This window comes from Cellulomonas fimi ATCC 484 (assembly GCF_000212695.1).
In the GTDB taxonomy this organism is placed as follows: domain Bacteria; phylum Actinomycetota; class Actinomycetes; order Actinomycetales; family Cellulomonadaceae; genus Cellulomonas; species Cellulomonas fimi.
Genome location: NC_015514.1, coordinates 1874583 through 1891120 on the forward strand (window position 1 = coordinate 1874583; position 16538 = coordinate 1891120).

16 protein-coding genes are annotated in these 16538 nt (G+C 74.8%); 6 read left to right on the forward strand and 10 right to left on the reverse strand.

The window, feature by feature from the left end; translation table 11 throughout:
- Positions 1 to 164 precede the first annotated feature (164 nt).
- The gene (locus CELF_RS08600) at positions 165 to 3485 is read left to right on the forward strand and encodes a glycoside hydrolase family 9 protein (protein ID WP_013770863.1); all 3321 of its coding nucleotides are present in this window, start codon (positions 165 to 167) and stop codon (positions 3483 to 3485) included.
- 91 nt (positions 3486 to 3576) lie between these two features.
- Here CELF_RS08600 and ypfJ read toward each other — a convergent pair whose 3' ends face one another.
- From ypfJ to CELF_RS08620, 4 genes are all read right to left on the reverse strand, one after another.
- Entirely contained in the window at positions 3577 to 4464 is an 888-nt protein-coding gene (ypfJ, locus tag CELF_RS08605; protein WP_013770864.1) for a KPN_02809 family neutral zinc metallopeptidase, read from the reverse strand.
- A 129-nt stretch (positions 4465 to 4593) separates the two neighbouring features.
- Positions 4594 to 5241: an energy-coupling factor transporter transmembrane component T family protein gene (locus tag CELF_RS08610; protein WP_013770865.1), complete on the reverse strand. Its 648-nt coding sequence runs from the start codon at positions 5239 to 5241 to the stop codon at positions 4594 to 4596.
- Positions 5238 to 5957 (reverse strand): energy-coupling factor ABC transporter ATP-binding protein, encoded by a 720-nt coding sequence (locus CELF_RS08615; RefSeq protein ID WP_013770866.1) that lies wholly within the window; start codon positions 5955 to 5957, stop codon positions 5238 to 5240. The genes CELF_RS08610 and CELF_RS08615 overlap by 4 nt, the downstream gene beginning before the upstream one ends.
- 13 nt (positions 5958 to 5970) lie before the next feature.
- Complete coding sequence (locus CELF_RS08620; protein WP_013770867.1) at positions 5971 to 6597, reverse strand: biotin transporter BioY; 627 nt, start codon at positions 6595 to 6597, stop codon at positions 5971 to 5973.
- A gap of 135 nt (positions 6598 to 6732) precedes the next feature.
- On the opposite strand from CELF_RS08620, the gene CELF_RS08625 reads away from it, so the two are divergent.
- The gene (locus tag CELF_RS08625; RefSeq protein ID WP_013770868.1) at positions 6733 to 8331 is read left to right on the forward strand and encodes an ABC-F family ATP-binding cassette domain-containing protein; all 1599 of its coding nucleotides are present in this window, start codon (positions 6733 to 6735) and stop codon (positions 8329 to 8331) included.
- Here the strand turns inward: CELF_RS08625 and CELF_RS08630 are convergent.
- From CELF_RS08630 to CELF_RS20180, 3 genes are read right to left on the reverse strand one after another with little or no spacing between them, the layout of a single operon-like run.
- Positions 8315 to 9256 (reverse strand): SURF1 family cytochrome oxidase biogenesis protein, encoded by a 942-nt coding sequence (locus CELF_RS08630; RefSeq protein WP_013770869.1) that lies wholly within the window; start codon positions 9254 to 9256, stop codon positions 8315 to 8317. The two genes, CELF_RS08625 and CELF_RS08630, sit on opposite strands and share 17 nt — an antisense overlap.
- Positions 9253 to 9495, reverse strand: a complete 243-nt coding sequence (locus CELF_RS20175; RefSeq protein ID WP_013770870.1) for a hypothetical protein — start codon at positions 9493 to 9495, stop codon at positions 9253 to 9255. Before CELF_RS20175 ends, CELF_RS08630 begins: the two co-directional genes overlap by 4 nt.
- On the reverse strand, positions 9492 to 9851 hold the full coding sequence (locus CELF_RS20180; RefSeq protein ID WP_013770871.1) for a DUF3099 domain-containing protein: 360 nt from the start codon (positions 9849 to 9851) through the stop codon (positions 9492 to 9494). The genes CELF_RS20175 and CELF_RS20180 overlap by 4 nt, the downstream gene beginning before the upstream one ends.
- Positions 9852 to 9984: 133 nt before the next feature.
- Between CELF_RS20180 and fabG the strand changes: the two genes are divergently transcribed.
- The 3 genes from fabG to CELF_RS08655 are packed head-to-tail and all read left to right on the forward strand — an operon-like array spanning position 9985 to position 12101.
- On the forward strand, positions 9985 to 10728 hold the full coding sequence (gene fabG, locus CELF_RS08645) for a beta-ketoacyl-ACP reductase (protein ID WP_013770872.1): 744 nt from the start codon (positions 9985 to 9987) through the stop codon (positions 10726 to 10728).
- Between the two features lie 53 nt (positions 10729 to 10781).
- Complete coding sequence (gene fabI, locus CELF_RS08650; protein ID WP_013770873.1) at positions 10782 to 11552, forward strand: enoyl-ACP reductase FabI; 771 nt, start codon at positions 10782 to 10784, stop codon at positions 11550 to 11552.
- A gap of 15 nt (positions 11553 to 11567) precedes the next feature.
- On the forward strand, positions 11568 to 12101 hold the full coding sequence (locus tag CELF_RS08655; RefSeq protein ID WP_013770874.1) for a SixA phosphatase family protein: 534 nt from the start codon (positions 11568 to 11570) through the stop codon (positions 12099 to 12101).
- 87 nt (positions 12102 to 12188) lie between these two features.
- Here CELF_RS08655 and serB read toward each other — a convergent pair whose 3' ends face one another.
- Positions 12189 to 12884, reverse strand: coding sequence for a phosphoserine phosphatase SerB (gene serB, locus CELF_RS08660; protein ID WP_013770875.1), 696 nt, complete (start codon positions 12882 to 12884; stop codon positions 12189 to 12191).
- A gap of 151 nt (positions 12885 to 13035) precedes the next feature.
- On the reverse strand, positions 13036 to 14277 hold the full coding sequence (gene glgC / locus CELF_RS08665; protein WP_013770876.1) for a glucose-1-phosphate adenylyltransferase: 1242 nt from the start codon (positions 14275 to 14277) through the stop codon (positions 13036 to 13038).
- Positions 14278 to 14386: 109 nt separating this feature from the next.
- Between glgC and glgA the strand changes: the two genes are divergently transcribed.
- A complete protein-coding gene (gene glgA / locus CELF_RS08670) occupies positions 14387 to 15613 on the forward strand; it encodes a glycogen synthase (protein WP_013770877.1) in 1227 nt (408 codons plus the stop codon).
- Positions 15614 to 15663: 50 nt separating this feature from the next.
- Here glgA and CELF_RS08675 read toward each other — a convergent pair whose 3' ends face one another.
- On the reverse strand, positions 15664 to 16434 hold the full coding sequence (locus CELF_RS08675; protein ID WP_013770878.1) for a hypothetical protein: 771 nt from the start codon (positions 16432 to 16434) through the stop codon (positions 15664 to 15666).
- Positions 16435 to 16538 lie beyond the last annotated feature (104 nt).

Genomic DNA, 16538 nt, shown 5'->3' on the forward strand with positions numbered 1-16538 from the left:
AAGCGCGTCCAGTTTCTGTCGGTCACCAGCGTCGCGAGGATGCGGCGGGACCGGGGGAGACGACACGCATCGACCGGCGAGGCGACCGCCGCGCCGCGTGGAAGCGCTACCAGTCTCGACCCGTCGGACATCGCGCCCGGAGCGCCCTCACCCCCGGAGACACCGTGGTCCCCTCACCCGCCACGCGCCCGCCCAGGCGCCGCCGATGGCTGGCCGGCACGACGTCGGCCGCACTGCTCGTCACCGCCGTCGCGTCGGCGGCCACCGCCGCCCCCCTGACGGATGTCCACGACTTCGCCGGCGGCGACGCGCAGGGGTGGTTCTCCTACGCGAACGCCGGTTCCGTGACGTCGTCGGCCGAGTCCGGTGAGCTGTGCGCGGTCGTCGAGGGCGGCGAGAACCCGTGGGACGTGGCGCTGCAGCACGACGACGTGACGTTCGACAGGGACACCACCTACACCGTGTCGTTCGACGCGCACGCGAGCACCCCCGTCACGGTCCCCGTGCAGGGCGGGCTCGGGTACCCCGCGGCGTTCGGCCACCAGGTCGTGCTCGACGGCACGCCGACGCCGCAGCACGTCGAGCTCACGTTCAGCCCCGCGGACTGGCCGACGCGACCCGGCACGCCGGGCTCGCCGGTCGCTGACGACTGGAGCACCGGGACCGGGCAGGTCTCCTTCCAGCTCGGCGGGCAGGCGGCGCCCTACACGTTCTGCGTCGACGACTTCTCGCTGACCTCGGGCGCGCGCATCGACCACTCCTTCGCGGGCGGCGACCTCGGCGCCTTCGACCTCTACGACGCGGCCGGCGGCGGAACGGCGCGCGCCGGCACCGACGGGCTCAGCGCGTGCATCGACCTGCGCGGCGGCTACGCGAACCCCTACGAGGCAGGTCTCGAGCTCAAGCACGTCGACGTCGTCGAGGGCCGGAACTACGAGCTGCGGTTCACCGCCTACGCGAGCGACCCGGCGCCGGTCAACGTGATCGTCGGGCAGTTCGGCGAGCCGTGGCACCGCGTCCTGGACGACGACGCCGCGCTGACGACGACGCCGCAGACGTTCACGTACCCCTTCACGGCAGACGCGACGTTCAGCGCCGACCCGTCGACCGCGTACGGACGCATCCAGCTCGAGCTCGGCCGCCGCACCGCGCCGTACACGTTCTGCGTCAGCGAGCTGTCGTTCACCGAGACGACGGAGCCACCGCCGCCGTACGAGCCGGACACCGGCTCGCGCGTCCGCGTCAACCAGGTCGGGTACCTGACCGAGGGCCCCAAGCGCGCGACGCTCGTCACGACGCAGACCGGGCCCGTCGCCTGGGAGCTCGTGTCCGGCAGCACCGTGGTCGCGTCCGGCAGCACGACGCCGCGCGGCACGGACCAGACGGCGGGCGTCGACGTGCACGTCGTCGACTTCGGCGACGTCACGACGCCCGGGACCTACACGCTGCGCGCCGACGGTGAGACGAGCCACCCGTTCGTCATCGGCGACGACCTCTACCAGCAGCTGCGGTACGACGCGCTCGACTACTTCTACCCGGTGCGCAGCGGCATCGCGATCGACGGCTCGATCCTCGGCGACCCACGCTTCACCCGGCCGGCCGGGCACGTCGGACGCCCGGGCGACGCGGGCGCCAACCAGGGCGACGACGCAGTGCCCTGCATCACGCCCACCGAGGCGCAGAACCTCTACGGCGACTGGACGTGCGACTACACGCTCGACGTCACCGGCGGCTGGTACGACGCAGGCGACCACGGCAAGTACGTCGTCAACGGCGGCATCGCCGTCGCGCAGGTCATGAGCGCCTACGAGCGTGCGCTCCACGCGCCGACGGGCGACGTCGCCGCCCTCGGGGACGGTACCCTCGACATCCCGCTCGACGAGCAGACCAACGGCGTCCCCGACCCGCTGGACGAGGCGCGGTGGGAGCTCGAGTGGATGCTGCGCATGCAGGTCCCGGCCGGGCAGCCGCTCGCCGGGATGGTCCACCACAAGGTCCATGACGTCGACTGGACGGGTCTGCCGCTGCTGCCCTCGGACGACCCGCAGGGCCGCCGGCTGCACCGCCCGTCGACCGCGGCGACGCTGAACCTCGCGGCCGCGGCCGCGCAGGGCGCCCGGCTCTGGGAGCCCTACGACGCGGGCTTCGCGGCCGAGCTGCTCGACGCCGCGCGCACGGCGTACGCGGCCGCGGTGGCGACGCCCGACCTGTACGCGCCCGCACCCAACGCGGACCCGAGCCCCGGCGGCGGCCCGTACGACGACACGGACGTCAGCGACGAGTTCTACTGGGCCGCGGGGGAGCTGTTCCTCACGACCGGTGAGCCGCAGTTCCGGGACGCGGTGCTCGCGAACGAGCTGCACACCGCGGACATCTTCTCGGCGGGTGGCATGTACTGGGGCGAGACCGCGGCGCTCGGGCGGATGGACCTCGCCGTCGTCGAGTCCGAGATCCCGGGACGCACGGCGATCCGCCAGTCGGTCGTGGACGGCGCGGAGACGTACCTCGCACGGCAGGCGGCGCAGCCGTTCGGCACCGCGTACGCGGGCACCGCCGACGGCGTGTACGAGTGGGGGTCGAACTCCGCGGTGCTCAACAACCAGGTCGTCCTGGGCACCGCGTTCGACCTCACGGGTGACCAGCGGTTCGCGGACGCCGTCCTCGAGTCGATGGACTACCTGCTCGGCCGCAACGGGCTCAACCTGTCGTACGTCACGGGCTACGGCGACGTGTTCTCCGACGACCAGCACTCCCGCTGGTTCGCCCACTCGCTCACCGACGCGCTGCCCAACCCGCCGGTCGGGTCGGTGGCGGGCGGGCCCAACTCGGACGTCGGCACGTGGGACCCGGTCATCGGCGGCCTGTACGGCCCGGACCACATGTGCGCGCCGCAGCTCTGCTACGTCGACGACATCCAGTCGTGGTCCACCAACGAGATCACCGTGAACTGGAACTCGGCGCTGTCCTGGGTGGCGTCGTTCGTCGCGGACCAGGGGCGTGGCGACGCGTCCGCCGCGGGCACGGTCGCGTGGGTCCGCACGGGCCCGTCGGACGTCACCGTCGCCGACGGCGCCCAGGCCCGTCTCGCCGTCGACGTCGCGGGCTCGCCCGCGCCGACCGTGCAGTGGCAGCGGCTCGTCGGCGGGACGTGGACCGACGTGCCGGGTGCGACGGGGACGACGTTCGCGTTCACCGCGCGCACCGCCGACTCGGGCGCACGCTTCCGCGTGCACGTCGTCAACGCGTTCGGCGGGGCCTGGTCGGACCCGGCGACGCTCACGGTGACCGCCCCGGGCACGCCGGGCGCGGCGGGCGCGTCGGCCGCGGGGGGCGCGCTCGGAGGTGCCGCTCCGACGTCGGCCGGCGCGCGCCTGCTCGCCACGACGGGTGCCGACCCGTGGCCGCTCCTCGGGGTCGGGCTCCTGCTCGTCGCCGCGGGTGCAGGCGCGGTCGTGCACGCCCGGAGGGCGCGCGCGAGCAGCTGACGGCTCGCGCGCCCTGCCCGGGACGCACGCCGCCCCGGAGACCCGACGGGGTCACCGGGGCGGCGTGCGCGTGCCCGGCCGGGGTCGGGCGTCAGAGGTCGTCGGTGGCGAACGTGTCGCACGCGGCCATCGAGCCCTGCTCGTAGCCGGTCGTGAACCAGCGCTGGCGCTGCTCGGACGAGCCGTGGGTCCACGTGTGCGGGTTCACGTCGCCGCCGGACTGCTGCTGGATGTGGTCGTCGCCGACGGCCTCGGCAGCGGACAGCGCCTGCTGGAGCTCCTCGGCGGTGATGGGCTCGAGGAACGTGACGCCCGTGTCCGGGTCGACCTGCGTCGCGGCGTTGCCGACCCACATGCCGGCGTAGCAGTCGGCCTGCAGCTCGACGCGCACCGAGTCGGAGTCGGCGCCCGAGCCCTGGCGCTGCGCCTGGTCCATGACGCCCGTGAGGTTCTGGACGTGGTGGCCGTACTCGTGGGCGGTCACGTACATCTCGGCGAGCGGTCCGCCCTGCGCGCCGAACTGGCTCTGCAGGAGGTCGTAGAAGCCGAGGTCGAGGTAGATGGTCTGGTCGGGCGGGCAGTAGAACGGCCCGGTGGCGGCTGTCGCGTTCCCGCAGCCGGTGGTCGTCTGCCCCTCGAACGCCTCGGCGGGCGGCTCGGCGAACTGCGCGCCCGCGGGGGGCAGCTCCTGCGCCCAGTACGCGTCGAGGGCCTGGAGGGTCGCGGACAGGCGGCAGTCGCGCTGCTCGTTGGCCTGCTCGGCGGTGCAGTCGCCGACCGTGCCGATCTCGCCCTGCTCCTGGCCGCCGCCGGCGACGCCCTGCAGCACGCTGGCCAGCTCGCCGTTCCCGGACTGGTTGAGGACGATCGCCAGCACCGCGACGACGAGCGCGCCGATCCCGCCGCCCGCGGCGATCCTGCCGCCGCGCCGCGTGCGGACCCGGCCACCCTCGAAGCTGCCACCCTCGTCGAACGTCACGGACGGCAACCTAGTCGCGCGTCCACGACACCGCGCGGCGGGATGGTGGACGGCGCCGAAGTCCACCCGGCACCGTGCAGGACGCGTCGCCGGAGCGGTAGGACGCCCGGCGCCGGGCGGTTCGCGGCGTCAGGAGTCGCCGAGCCCCCGGGCCGCGAGCGCGTCGCCGGTGGCGCGCGCGTGGCCGACCATGCGGACGGCGGCGGGCACCACGAGCGCGCGCGGCTCGCGGTCGAGGCCGCGTGCGCGGGCGGCGTCCCGGACCTCGAGGGACGCCTGCGCCAGGACGGGCACCGTGCGCAGGAACAGGCCGATCGCGAGCGCGACGGTGTCCGGGTGCAGGCCGACGTGCCGCAGCGGGCGGGCGAGCCGTGCGAGGACGTCGAGCAGGGCGTCGGCGCGCGTGGTCGCGGTGACGACGGTGCCGAGGACGACGAGCGCGAGCAGGTCGGCGGCCACCTCGACCCCGACCGGCCAGCCGCGCGCCCATGTCTGGTAGCCGCCGACGAGCGCCGCGGTGACGAGCACCGGCAGCAGCCCGCGCGTGGTGGGGTGCAGCGGCACGCCCGCGAGGACGAGCACGCCGACGGCGAGCGCGAGCGCCACGACGGCCGACAGCGGCCCCCGCAGGACGACGAGCAGGAGCCCTGCGACCGCGAGGCCCGCGAGCTTGGCGGCCGCGGGCGTCCGGTGCACGACGCTCGTGCCGGGGTGGTGCAGCCCGAGCGGCCCGGCCCACGGCGCCCGCAGCGGCCCCCGGGCGGTGCGGCGGCTCACGGCACGCCCGCTTCGGACATGAGCGCCTCGTAGTGCGCGACGGCGTCGTGCGGGTCCCCGTCGTGGACGACCTGCCCCTCGTGCACGACGAGCACGCGGTCGGCGCGACGCGCGGCGTCGAGGTCGTGCGTGACGAGGACGACCTGCTGGTCGAGCCCTGCGAGCAGGTCGTCGACGGTGCGGCGCCACCGCAGGTCGAGCAGCGTGGTCGGCTCGTCGCACACGAGCACGTCGGGCTCGGTGGCGAGGACCGCGGCGAGGGCGAGGAGCTGGCGCTGGCCGCCGGACAGCGCGTGCACGGGCACGTCGGCGCGGTCGTCGAGCCCGAACCGGCGCAGCGCCGCCCGCGCGGCGCGCTCGCGCCCTGCCGCGTCGGGGTGCCTGCGGCGCAGGGAGAGCGCGACGTCCTCGAGCGGCGTCGGCATGACGATCTGCGCGTTCGGGTCGGTGAAGACGAACCCGACGCGGCGCCGGACGGCGGGCCCGTCGGTCGCGGTGTCGAGCCCGTCGACGCGGACCGTGCCGCTGGACGGCAGGACGAGGCCGTTGAGCAGCCGCGCGAGCGTCGACTTGCCCGACCCGTTGGCCCCGACCACCGCGACCCGCCGCTCGCCGAGCCGCAGCGTCACCGGGCCGAGCAGCCGCACGACCTGCTCGGCACCGCCGTGCGGGTCCGGGGTCCAGGCGGTGACGACGACGTCGTCGAGCGCGATCACGCGGCGGCTGCCGTCAGCGGCGCGTGCGCAGCAGGTCGGGGAACGCGCGCAGGACGGCGAGCGCGACGGCCGCCGCCAGGAGGTTCTTCACGACGTCGCCGGGCCAGTAGACGACGTCGATCGCGAACGCCTCGGGCAGCGACAGGCCGAGCCGCGCCATGAGCCCGGCGATGCCGGCGGGATGGATCGTCAGGAAGCTCGCGCCGAGCCCGGCGGCGACCAGCGCGGCGTACCGCCAGGCAGGGCGCACGCGCAGCGCGCGGCTCGCGAACGCTCCGGCGACGGCCGCCGCGAACGGGAAGGCCAGCAGGTAGCCGACAGAGGGCTTGGTGAGCACGACGAGACCGCCGGTCCCCTCGGCGAACACCGGCAGGCCGGCGAGGCCGACCGCGAGGTACAGCCCGACGGCGAGCGCCCCGCGGCGCCACCCGAGCACGAGCCCCGCGAGCACCACGCCGAACGTCTGCAGCGTGATCGGCACGCCCGACGGCGTCGGGATGCCCGGCAGCACCGCGCACACGGCGACGAACGCGGCGAACGTCGAGACGAGCGCGACGTCGGCGGCGGTGCTGCTGCGCACGACGGGCGCCGGCTCGAGCGTCGGGGCCGGGGCGTGCGGCTGCTGCGGTGCGTCGGTCATGGGTCCCCCTGGGACGTCGTGGCGGCGTGCGGGGCCCGATATGCGGGCGGTTCGCCACGCTATCGGGTCGTAGAATCGTGGTCCTTCGCGCCCGAGGCCAACGCCGGGACGCAAATCTCGGAGGAAAGCCACCACGTGATCACCGCCCAGGCCGTCGAGCTGCGCATCGGCGCCCGCGTGCTGCTCGAGCCGACGACGTTCCGCATCGCCGCCGGGGACCGCATCGGTCTCGTGGGTCGCAACGGTGCGGGCAAGACGACGCTGACCCGCACGCTGTCGGGGGAGACGCAGCCCACGGGCGGGCACATCTCGCGGTCGGGCGACATCGGCTACCTCCCGCAGGACCCGAGCCACGGCGACCTGTCCCAGCTGGCGCTCGACCGCGTGCTCTCGGCGCGCGGGCTCGACGAGATCGTCCGCGCGATGCGCGTCACCGAGGGCGCGATGGCCGCGGCGGACGACGACGTGCGCGAGACGGCGATGGCCCGCTACGCACGCCTGGAGGCGCGGTTCACGGCCGCCGGCGGGTACGCGGCCGAGAGCGAGGCGCACCGCATCACCTCGAACCTCGGCCTCGACGACCGCGTGCTGGGCCAGCCGATGGGCACGCTGTCCGGCGGTCAGCGCCGCCGCGTCGAGCTCGCGCGGATCCTGTTCTCCGGGGTCGACACGCTGCTGCTGGACGAGCCGACGAACCACCTCGACGCCGACTCGATCACGTGGCTGCGCGACTACCTCAAGGCGTACCCGGGCGGCTTCGTCGTCATCTCCCACGACGCGGACCTGCTGCGCGCGACCGTCAACAAGGTGTTCCACCTGGACGCGAACCGCGCGCAGCTCGACCAGTACAACCTCGGCTGGGACGCGTACCTGCTGCAGCGCGAGACGGACGAGAAGCGCCGCCGCCGCGAGCGGGCCAACGCGGAGAAGAAGGCCGCGGTCCTGCTCGCGCAGGCCGACAAGATGCGTGCCAAGGCGACGAAGGCGGTCGCGGCGCAGAACATGGCACGCCGTGCCGAGCGGATGCTGTCGGGCCTGGAGGAGGTGCGCGCGTCGGACAAGGTCGCGCGCCTGCGGTTCCCGGACCCGTCCCCGTGCGGCCGCACGCCCCTCACCGCGGAGGGCCTGTCGAAGTCCTACGGCTCGCTCGAGGTGTTCACCGACGTGGACCTGGCGATCGACCGGGGGAGCAAGGTCGTCGTCCTCGGTCTCAACGGCGCCGGCAAGACGACGCTGCTGCGGATCCTCGGCGGCATCGAGGCGTCGGACACGGGCGAGGTCAAGCCGGGCCACGGGCTCAAGCTCGGCTACTACGCGCAGGAGCACGAGACGCTCGACCTGGAGCGGACGGTCGTGGAGAACCTGCGCACCGCCGCGCCCGACCTGACGGACACGCAGGTCCGGTCCGTGCTGGGCTCGTTCCTGTTCTCCGGCGACGACGCGGACAAGCCCGCGCGCGTGCTGTCCGGCGGGGAGAAGACGCGTCTCGCGCTCGCGACGCTCGTCGTGTCGAGCGCGAACGTGCTGCTGCTCGACGAGCCGACGAACAACCTCGACCCCGCGTCACGCGAGGAGATCCTCGCCGCGCTGCGCAGCTACAAGGGCGCGGTCGTCCTCGTCTCGCACGACGAGGGGGCCGTCGCGGCGCTCGACCCGGAGCGCGTGCTGCTGCTGCCCGACGGCGACGAGGACCTGTGGGGTCCCGCCTACCTCGACCTCATCGCCCTGGCCTGACGCCCGGGCCGTCGCGCTCGTCGCTCGGCGTGAGCTGCGCGTCGATCAGGGCGTCCTCCTCGTCCTCCGCGCGTCCGCCGCGGCGGCGCGGCACGTCGGTGCGCTCGGGGCGTCGCGGTGCGGCTGCTGCCGGAGGGGTCGGACCGGGGGGCGGCGTCGCAGCCTCGGCGGCTAGCGTCGACTCGCGCCGGGCGACCACGACCGACGCGCCGAGCACGAGCACGGCGAACGCCCACCACTGGAACGCGTACGACAGGTGCGACCCGGGGTCGGTGCTGGGGGGCGGGAGAGCGCCGGGCACCTCGGCCGGGGCGGGGTCCTCCGACCGGCGCTGCGCGTACGCGCCGTACGGGGTCGCGTCCAGCCCACCGGCGGCGAGCACCTGCTGCGACGCGACCGCCTGCACCTGTCCGGGCGGGGCCGAGCGGTCGGTGGCCCGCTCGTCGAGCCGGAGCCGCGCGGTGAGGGTCACGCTGCCGGACGGGGGAGCGGGCACGTCGACGGCCGCGCTCGCGTCAGCACCCGTCGGCACCCACCCGCGGTCGACGACGAGCACGTCACCCACCCCTGTCGGTGCGTCCGCGGTCCCCGCCGAGGCGTCCTCGACCACGAACGGCACGAGCACGTGGTAAGCCGGGTGCCCGTCGACGGGGCGGTTGCGCAGCAGCACGGTCGCGTCCGCGTCGTAGCGACCGACCACCTCGACGGTCCGCCACTCGTCGTCGGAGCCCAGCGGCTCGTCGGTCGACGGCAGCACCGCGTCGAGCGGGACGGGGTCCGCCGCGAAGTTCTCCTGCACCACCGCGATCGCGGCGTCGCGCCACACGTGCCGGTTCCACTGCCACCGGCCCAGCAGGACGCACACCGTCGCGAGCACCAGCCCGACGCAGACGATCCCGACGGCCCGACGCACGGTCGGACTCACGACGGCGCCACCCGCTCCAGGTCGTCCACGGGGACCACGTCACGCAGGAAGTCGCGCACGCCGAGGTACTGCGACAGGTGCTCGCGGTGCTCGTCGCACGACAGCCACACCTTGCGCCGCTCGGGCGTGTGCAGCTTGGGGTTGTTCCACAGCAGGCCCCACGACGGCTCGGAGCGGCAGCCGCGCGCGCTGCACACGAGCTCGTCGACGGCGTCCGGGACGGGACCCAGCAGGCTCACGGACGTCCTCCGAGCTGGTCGTGCGGGCCGGAGCCGGGGCCCAGCTCGCGGTAGGTCATGAAGGTGGTGTCCTCGTCGCGGCGCTCGCGGCCCGCGTTCGCGAGCAGGACCGCGACGTAGGGCAGCACGACGGCCGCGACGAGCAGCACGATGGGCACCGCGACGGGCAGGTGCCCCCACGTGAAGAACGCGCCGGCGAAGCACAGGAGCCGGATGCCCATCTGCGCGAGGTAGCGGCGCTGCCGGCGGGCGAGGTCCTCGGCGAGCGGCTCGGGTGCGGACGTGATGCGCTGCACCTCGTCCTGCTCCGGGCGCGCGCCACGACGGCGGTTCCCGGGGCTCGTGCGGCTGCTCACCACCTGATCGTAGTCCGCGTCCCGGACGCGCGTCCGTCGGGCGCCCGTTGTCCGGATCCCACAACAGGCCACCACGAACGTGTGCCGGGCCGGTGCCACGGCGCGCCTGCGGTGTCGGATAGCGTCGGGTTCCGTGCCTGAGACTCCCGACAACGAGACCGTCCCGACGCACCGCCCGCGCAGCGTGCTGGTGACCGGCGCGAACCGCGGTATCGGCCGCTCGATCGCCGAGCGGTTCGTCGCCGCCGGGGACAAGGTGGCGACCCTGTACCGCTCGGGCGACCTGCCCGACGGCGTGCTCGGCGCGGTCGCCGACGTGCGCGACACCGCCGCGGTCGACGCCGCGTTCAGCGAGATCGAGGCGGCCCACGGGCCCGTCGAGGTGCTCGTCGCGAACGCGGGCGTGACGCGCGACCAGCTGCTGCTGCGCATGACCGACGAGGAGTTCACGGACGTCCTCGACGTCAACCTCACGGGCTCCTTCCGCGTCGTGCGCCGCGCGAGCAAGGGCATGATCCGGCTGCGCCGCGGGCGCATCGTGCTCATCTCGTCCGTGGTCGGCCTCTACGGCGGCCCCGGGCAGGTCAACTACGCGGCGTCGAAGGCGGCGCTCGTCGGCATGGCCCGCTCCATCACGCGCGAGCTCGGCGGCCGCGGCATCACCGCGAACGTCGTCGCCCCCGGCTTCATCGACACCGACATGACGCGCGCCCTGCCCGAGGACAAGCAGAAGGCGTACCTCGAGGCGATCCCCGCCGGGCGGTTCGCGCAGCCCGACGAGGTCGCCGCCGCCGTCGAGTTCCTCGCCTCCGACGCCGCCGCCTACATCTCGGGCGCCGTGATCCCCGTCGACGGCGGCCTCGGCATGGGCCACTGACCTCTCCTCCCGCACCAGCACGGGTTCTCCCGCGACAGAACGGAACGACACGCATGGGTCTCCTCGACGGCAAGCAGCTCCTCGTCACCGGTGTGCTCACCGACGGCTCGATCGCCTTCCACGTGGCGCGGCTCGCGCAGGAGCAGGGCGCGCAGGTCGTGCTCACCTCCTTCGGGCGCCAGTTCCGCCTCACGCAGGCGATCGCGCGCCGCCTCCCCGTCGAGGCGCAGGTGCTGCAGCTCGACGCGACGTCCGCCGAGGACCTCGACGCGCTCGCGGACCGCGTGCGGGGGGCCGGCTTCGACCGGCTCGACGGCGTGGTGCACTCGATCGGCTTCGCGCCGCAGTCCGTGATGGGGGGCAACTTCCTGGCGGGCGAGTGGGACGACGTCGCGACCGCGCTGCACGTGAGCGCCTACTCGTTGAAGTCGCTCGCCGTGGCGGCGCAGCCGCTGCTCTCGCGCGGCTCGGCCGTCGTCGGCCTGACGTTCGACGCGCGCTACGCGTGGCCCGTCTACGACTGGATGGGCGTCGCGAAGGCCGCCTTCGAGTCGACCGCCCGGTACCTCGCGCGCGACCTCGGCCCGCACGGCGTGCGCGTCAACCTCGTCTCCGCGGGCCCGATCCGCACCACGGCCGCGAAGTCGATCCCCGGCTTCGAGGCGATGGAGGGCGGCTGGCCCGAGCGCGCGCCGCTCGGCTGGGACGTCACGGACCCGGAGCCGACGGCCCGTGCCGTCGCCGCACTGCTGTCCGACTGGTTCCCCGCGACGACGGGCGAGATCGTGCACGTCGACGGCGGCGTGCACGCGATGGGTCTGTGATGGGACGCTGACCCGGTGACGCCCGACCAGGCCCTCGACGGCCCCGCACGCCGACTGCTCCTCCTGCGCCACGCGAAGGCGGAGCACCCCGAGGGTCTGCCGGACCACCAGCGGCCGCTGTCGCTGGTGGGCCGGCGGCAGTCCGGACGGGTCGGCACGCAGCTCGCCGAGGCGGGCCTCGTGCCGGACCTCGTGCTGTGCTCGACGAGCCTGCGCACGCGCCAGACGTGGGACCTCGTGCGCGGCACGCTCGGAGCCGACCCGGTGCTGGACCTGCGCGACGACGTCTACGACGCCGGGCTCTCGACGCTGCTCGACGTCGTGCGCGCCGTGCCCGACGACGCCGCGACCGTCCTCGTCGTGGGCCACGAGCCGACCATGAGCCGCGTCGCGGCGACCCTGGCCGGACCGGGCTCCGACGAGGCCGCGCTCGCGCGCGTGCAGGTCGGCGTGCCGACGGCGAGCTGGTCGCTGCTCGGCTTCGCCGGGTCGTGGGCCGACCTCGCGCCGGGTGCGGCGACCCTGCAGCACCTGGGCGTCCCGGGCTGACCCTGCCGCGCCGACGACGGCGCCGGGACCGGCGGGCGCTCGGCACGGGGCGAGCGTCGGCCCCGGGGGGTCCGGCCGCAGGAGGGCTCAGGCGGGCGCGGCGAACGGCGGCAGGTCGAGCACCGCGTCGAGGCGGTCGGTGACGACCGCGTCCGCCGACGCGGCGACGAGCGGCTTGGCGTTGAACGCGATCCCGAAGCCCGCGGTCGCGAGCATGTCCAGGTCGTTGGCGCCGTCGCCGATCGCGATCGTCCGCTCGAGCGGGACGCCGACGGTCCGGGCGTACTCGCGCAGCGTCTGCGCCTTGACCGCGCGGTCCACGACCGGACCGGCGACGCGACCGGTCAGCACGCCGTCCGCGACCTCCAGACGGTTCGCGTGGACCAGCCGGATCCCCAGCCGCGCGGCGAGCGGCTCGACGATCTCGAGGAACCCGCCCGAGACGAGCCCGACGGGCCAGCCGCGCGCGTCGAGCTCGGTGACGAGCTCGCGCGCCCCCGGCGACAGCTCGACCTGCGCGAGCACGTCCGCGCACACCGACTCCGGCAGGCCGGCGAGCGTCGCGACGCGCTCGTGCAGCGACTCCGCGAAGTCGATCTCGCCGCGCATCGCCCGCTCGGTGATCTCGGTGACGAGCGCGCCGGACCCGGCGTGCTCCGCCAGCATCTCGACGACCTCGCCGGTGATGAGCGTCGAGTCGACGTCCATCACGACGAGCCGGCGCCGGTCCGGGCCGCCCGAGGGGGCGGCGGTGGCGTCGGTGCGGGGCGCGTCGGGGCTCACGGCACGCAGGCTAGTGCGGGCACGGGCCGCGTCGTCGCGGGCGCCCGCCTGGTGTGCACCGCGCGGCCCGGCGCCCGCCGTGCCCCGACCGGGAGCACGTCCGGGGCCGTCGTGACGACCCAGCCCCGACGGCTGGCCCGGAGAGCCGGTGTCAGCCGTCGATGACCGCGCCCTTGGGGACGACGGTGATGCCCGAGTCCGTGATCGTGAAGCCGCGGGCCAGGTCGTGCTCGCGGTCCAGGCCGATGCGCGCACGCTCCGGGACCACGACGTTCTTGTCGATGATCGCGCGGTGCACCTGCGCGTACCGGTGGACGTGCACGTCGTCCATGAGCACCGAGTCGGTGACCTGCGCCCACGAGTGCAGGCGCACCCCGGGGGAGATGACCGACCCGGACACCGTGGCGCCGGAGACGAGGACGCCGGGGGACACGATCGAGTCCGCGGCGTGGCCGAGGCGACCGGCGCCGGCGTGCACGAACTTGGCCGGCGGCAGGCCCGTGTAGCCCGTGTAGAGCGGCCACTCGTCGTTGTAGAGGTTGAACACCGGCTCGATGGAGATGAGGTCGGTGTTGGCCTCGTAGAACGCGTCGATCGTCCCGACGTCGCGCCAGTAGTCGCGGTCGCGCGGCGTCGAGCCGGGCACGTCGTTGCGGATGAAGTCGTAGACGGCTGCCGTGCCGCGCGCGACGAAGGCGGGGACGATGTCGCCGCCCATGTCGTGCCGGGACGTCGGGTTCTCGGCGTCCTCGGTGACGGCGCGCACGAGCGCGTCGGTGTTGGCGACGTAGTTGCCCATGGACGCGAGGATCTCGAGCGGGGAGTCCGGCAGCCCGACCGGGTCGGTGGGCTTCTCGCGGAACGCCGCGATCTTCGTCGGGTCGGACGGGTGCGTCTCGATGACGCCGAACTGGTCGGCCTCCGCGATCGGCTGGCGGATCGCCGCGACGGTCAGCTCCGCACCGGACTCGCGGTGCGCCTCGACCATCTGCGAGAAGTCCATCCGGTACACGTGGTCGGCGCCCACCACCACGACGATGTCGGGACGCTCGTCCTCGATGATGTTGAGGCACTGGTAGATCGCGTCCGCGCTGCCCAGGTACCAGTGCTTGCCGACCCGCTGCTGCGCGGGGACCGCGGCCACGTAGTTGCCGAGCAGCGGCGACATGCGCCACGTCTTCGACACGTGCCGGTCCAGGCTGTGCGACTTGTACTGCGTCAGCACGATGACGTGCAGGTACCGGGAGTTGATGACGTTCGACAGCGCGAAGTCGACCAGCCGGTAGATGCCGCCGAACGGGACGGCGGGCTTCGCGCGGTGCGCCGTCAGCGGCATGAGTCGTTTGCCCTCGCCACCTGCGAGGACGATTGCGAGAACGCGCGGCGCTGCCATGCGACGACCCTAGGCCCACGGGTGGGCCTGCGGCGAGGCGAGCACGCCGTCTCGCGCTAGCGTGTCGCGCAGAGCCGGTCGTCGACCGGACCCGACACGGGAGGTCCCGGTGCGCGTCGACCTGCTGACCCGCGAGTACCCGCCGCACGTCTACGGCGGCGCCGGGGTCCACGTCGCGGGGCTCACCCGCGTGCTCCGCGACAGGATCGACGTGCGCGTCCACGCCTTCGACGGCCCGCGCGACGAGCCGGGCGTCACCGGGTACACCGTGCCGGCCGGGCTCGGCCAGGCCAACGCGGCGCTGCAGACCCTCGGCGTCGACCTCGAGATGGTCGACGCGGTGGGGCGCGTCGGCGCCGACGGCGTCGCGAGCGACATCGTGCACTCGCACACCTGGTACGCGAACCTCGCGGGCCACCTCGCGTCGCTGCTGCACGGCCTGCCGCACGTCCTGACCGCGCACAGCCTCGAGCCGCTGCGCCCCTGGAAGGCCGAGCAGCTCGGCGGCGGGTACGCGATCAGCGGCTGGGCCGAGAAGACGGCCTACGAGGCGGCCGCCGCGGTGATCGCCGTGTCCGGCGGGATGCGTCAGGACATCCTGCGCGCCTACCCGGCCGTCGACCCGTCCCGCGTCCACGTGGTGCACAACGGCATCGACCTGGACGGCTGGCGGCGGCCCGAGGGCGACGAGGACCGCGCGCAGGCCGAGGCCACGGTGCGCGCCCTCGGCATCGACCCGACGCGTCCCGCGGTCGTGTTCGTCGGCCGGATCACGCGGCAGAAGGGCCTGCCGTACTTCCTGCGCGCCGCCGAGCAGCTGCCGCCCGACGTCCAGCTCGTCCTGTGCGCGGGCGCGCCCGACACGCCGCAGATCTTGCAGGAGGTCGAGGGGCTCGTCGCACAGCTGCGCGAGCGGCGCTCGGGCGTCGTGTGGATCGACCGCATGCTGCCGCGCAGGGACGTCGTCGCGATCCTCGCCCACGGCACGGTGTTCGTGTGCCCGTCGGTCTACGAGCCGCTCGGCATCGTCAACCTCGAGGCGATGGCCGTCGGCCTGCCCGTCGTCGGGACCGCGACCGGCGGCATCCCCGAGGTGATCGTCGACGGGCACACGGGCACGCTCGTGCCCATCGACCAGGTGCAGGACGGCACGGGCACGCCCGTCGACCCCGACCGGTTCGTCGCCGACCTCGCGAGCGCGCTGAACGACCTCGTGCAGGACCCGGAGCGCGCCGCCGCGTGGGGGCGCGCGGCCCGCACGCGCGTCGAGGACCACTTCTCGTGGGAGGCGATCGGCGAGCGCACGCTCACGGTCTACCGGGACGTCCTCGGCTGACCCCGGGCGGCCGCCGGCCTGCCGCGCCGCGCGGCCGGTCGGCGTCTGCGTCAGACGGAGATCGTCGTCGCGGCCGCCGCCATGGCGTGCCGGGCGACCCGGTCGACCTCCCGCAGCGCGGTCGAGCGCTGGTCCGCCTGCCAGAGGTTGACCGCGCCCCCGTCGTCCTGCGTCGCGAGCGCGACGATCCCGCGCAGGCGCGCGGCCGACGCGAGCACCCGCACGCGCCGCCCCTCGATCCCCGTCGGCAGCCGCCACGCGGGCAGGTCCACGTCCCGCAGGCCCGCGATCTGCTCGGCCGCGTCGGGACGCCACCGTGCCACGTCGAGCCGTACGAGCGCCTCGGTCGCGTCGACGAGGCCCTGCCGGAGCGCGCGCTCCGCGTCCGCGAGCGAGCCGGCCGCGCCGAGCACGGCCGTGCGCCAGTCGGCGACGCCGTGCACCTCCCAGGTGACCAGGTGGCCGGGCTCCAGGTCGCTGCCGAACCGCTGCACCAGCGGCACCGCCGCGACGCACGCACGCTCGGTGCGGACGAGGACCGCCTCGCCCGCGGTCGTCGCGGCGGCGCTGACCGCGGGCGGCGTGCCCGACGCGTCGCCGGGTGCCGGGACGAGCGCCGCGACGTCCCGCGGGCCCGGCCCGCACACGTCGAGCAGCAGCGACAGGGGCCCGTCGACGTGCTCGTCGCCGTCGACGGCGGCACGGACGGTGTGCGGCTCGTCGTCGGCCTGCACCGCGTGCGCGAGCGCCGCACGGTCCGCGCCGTCCTGCGCGAGCCAGAGCGCGAGGAGGACCGATCGGGGCAGGTCGAGCGTGGTCACGGCTCCACCGTAAGCGCGGGGCCCGGCGTCGCCGCGCACGTGACCGAGGCCACGCCGGGCGACCCGCCGGGCCGTGCCGAGGACCTTCGTCCCGTTGGCTAGGG

Coding starts and splice junctions, on each gene's coding strand:
- CELF_RS08620 (WP_013770867.1), bottom strand. CDS start 6,597: ATGACCGACGCACCGCAGCAGCCGCACGCCCCGGCCCCGACGCTCGAG.
- fabI (WP_013770873.1), top strand. CDS start 10,782: ATGGGTCTCCTCGACGGCAAGCAGCTCCTCGTCACCGGTGTGCTCACC.
- glgC (WP_013770876.1), bottom strand. CDS start 14,277: ATGGCAGCGCCGCGCGTTCTCGCAATCGTCCTCGCAGGTGGCGAGGGC.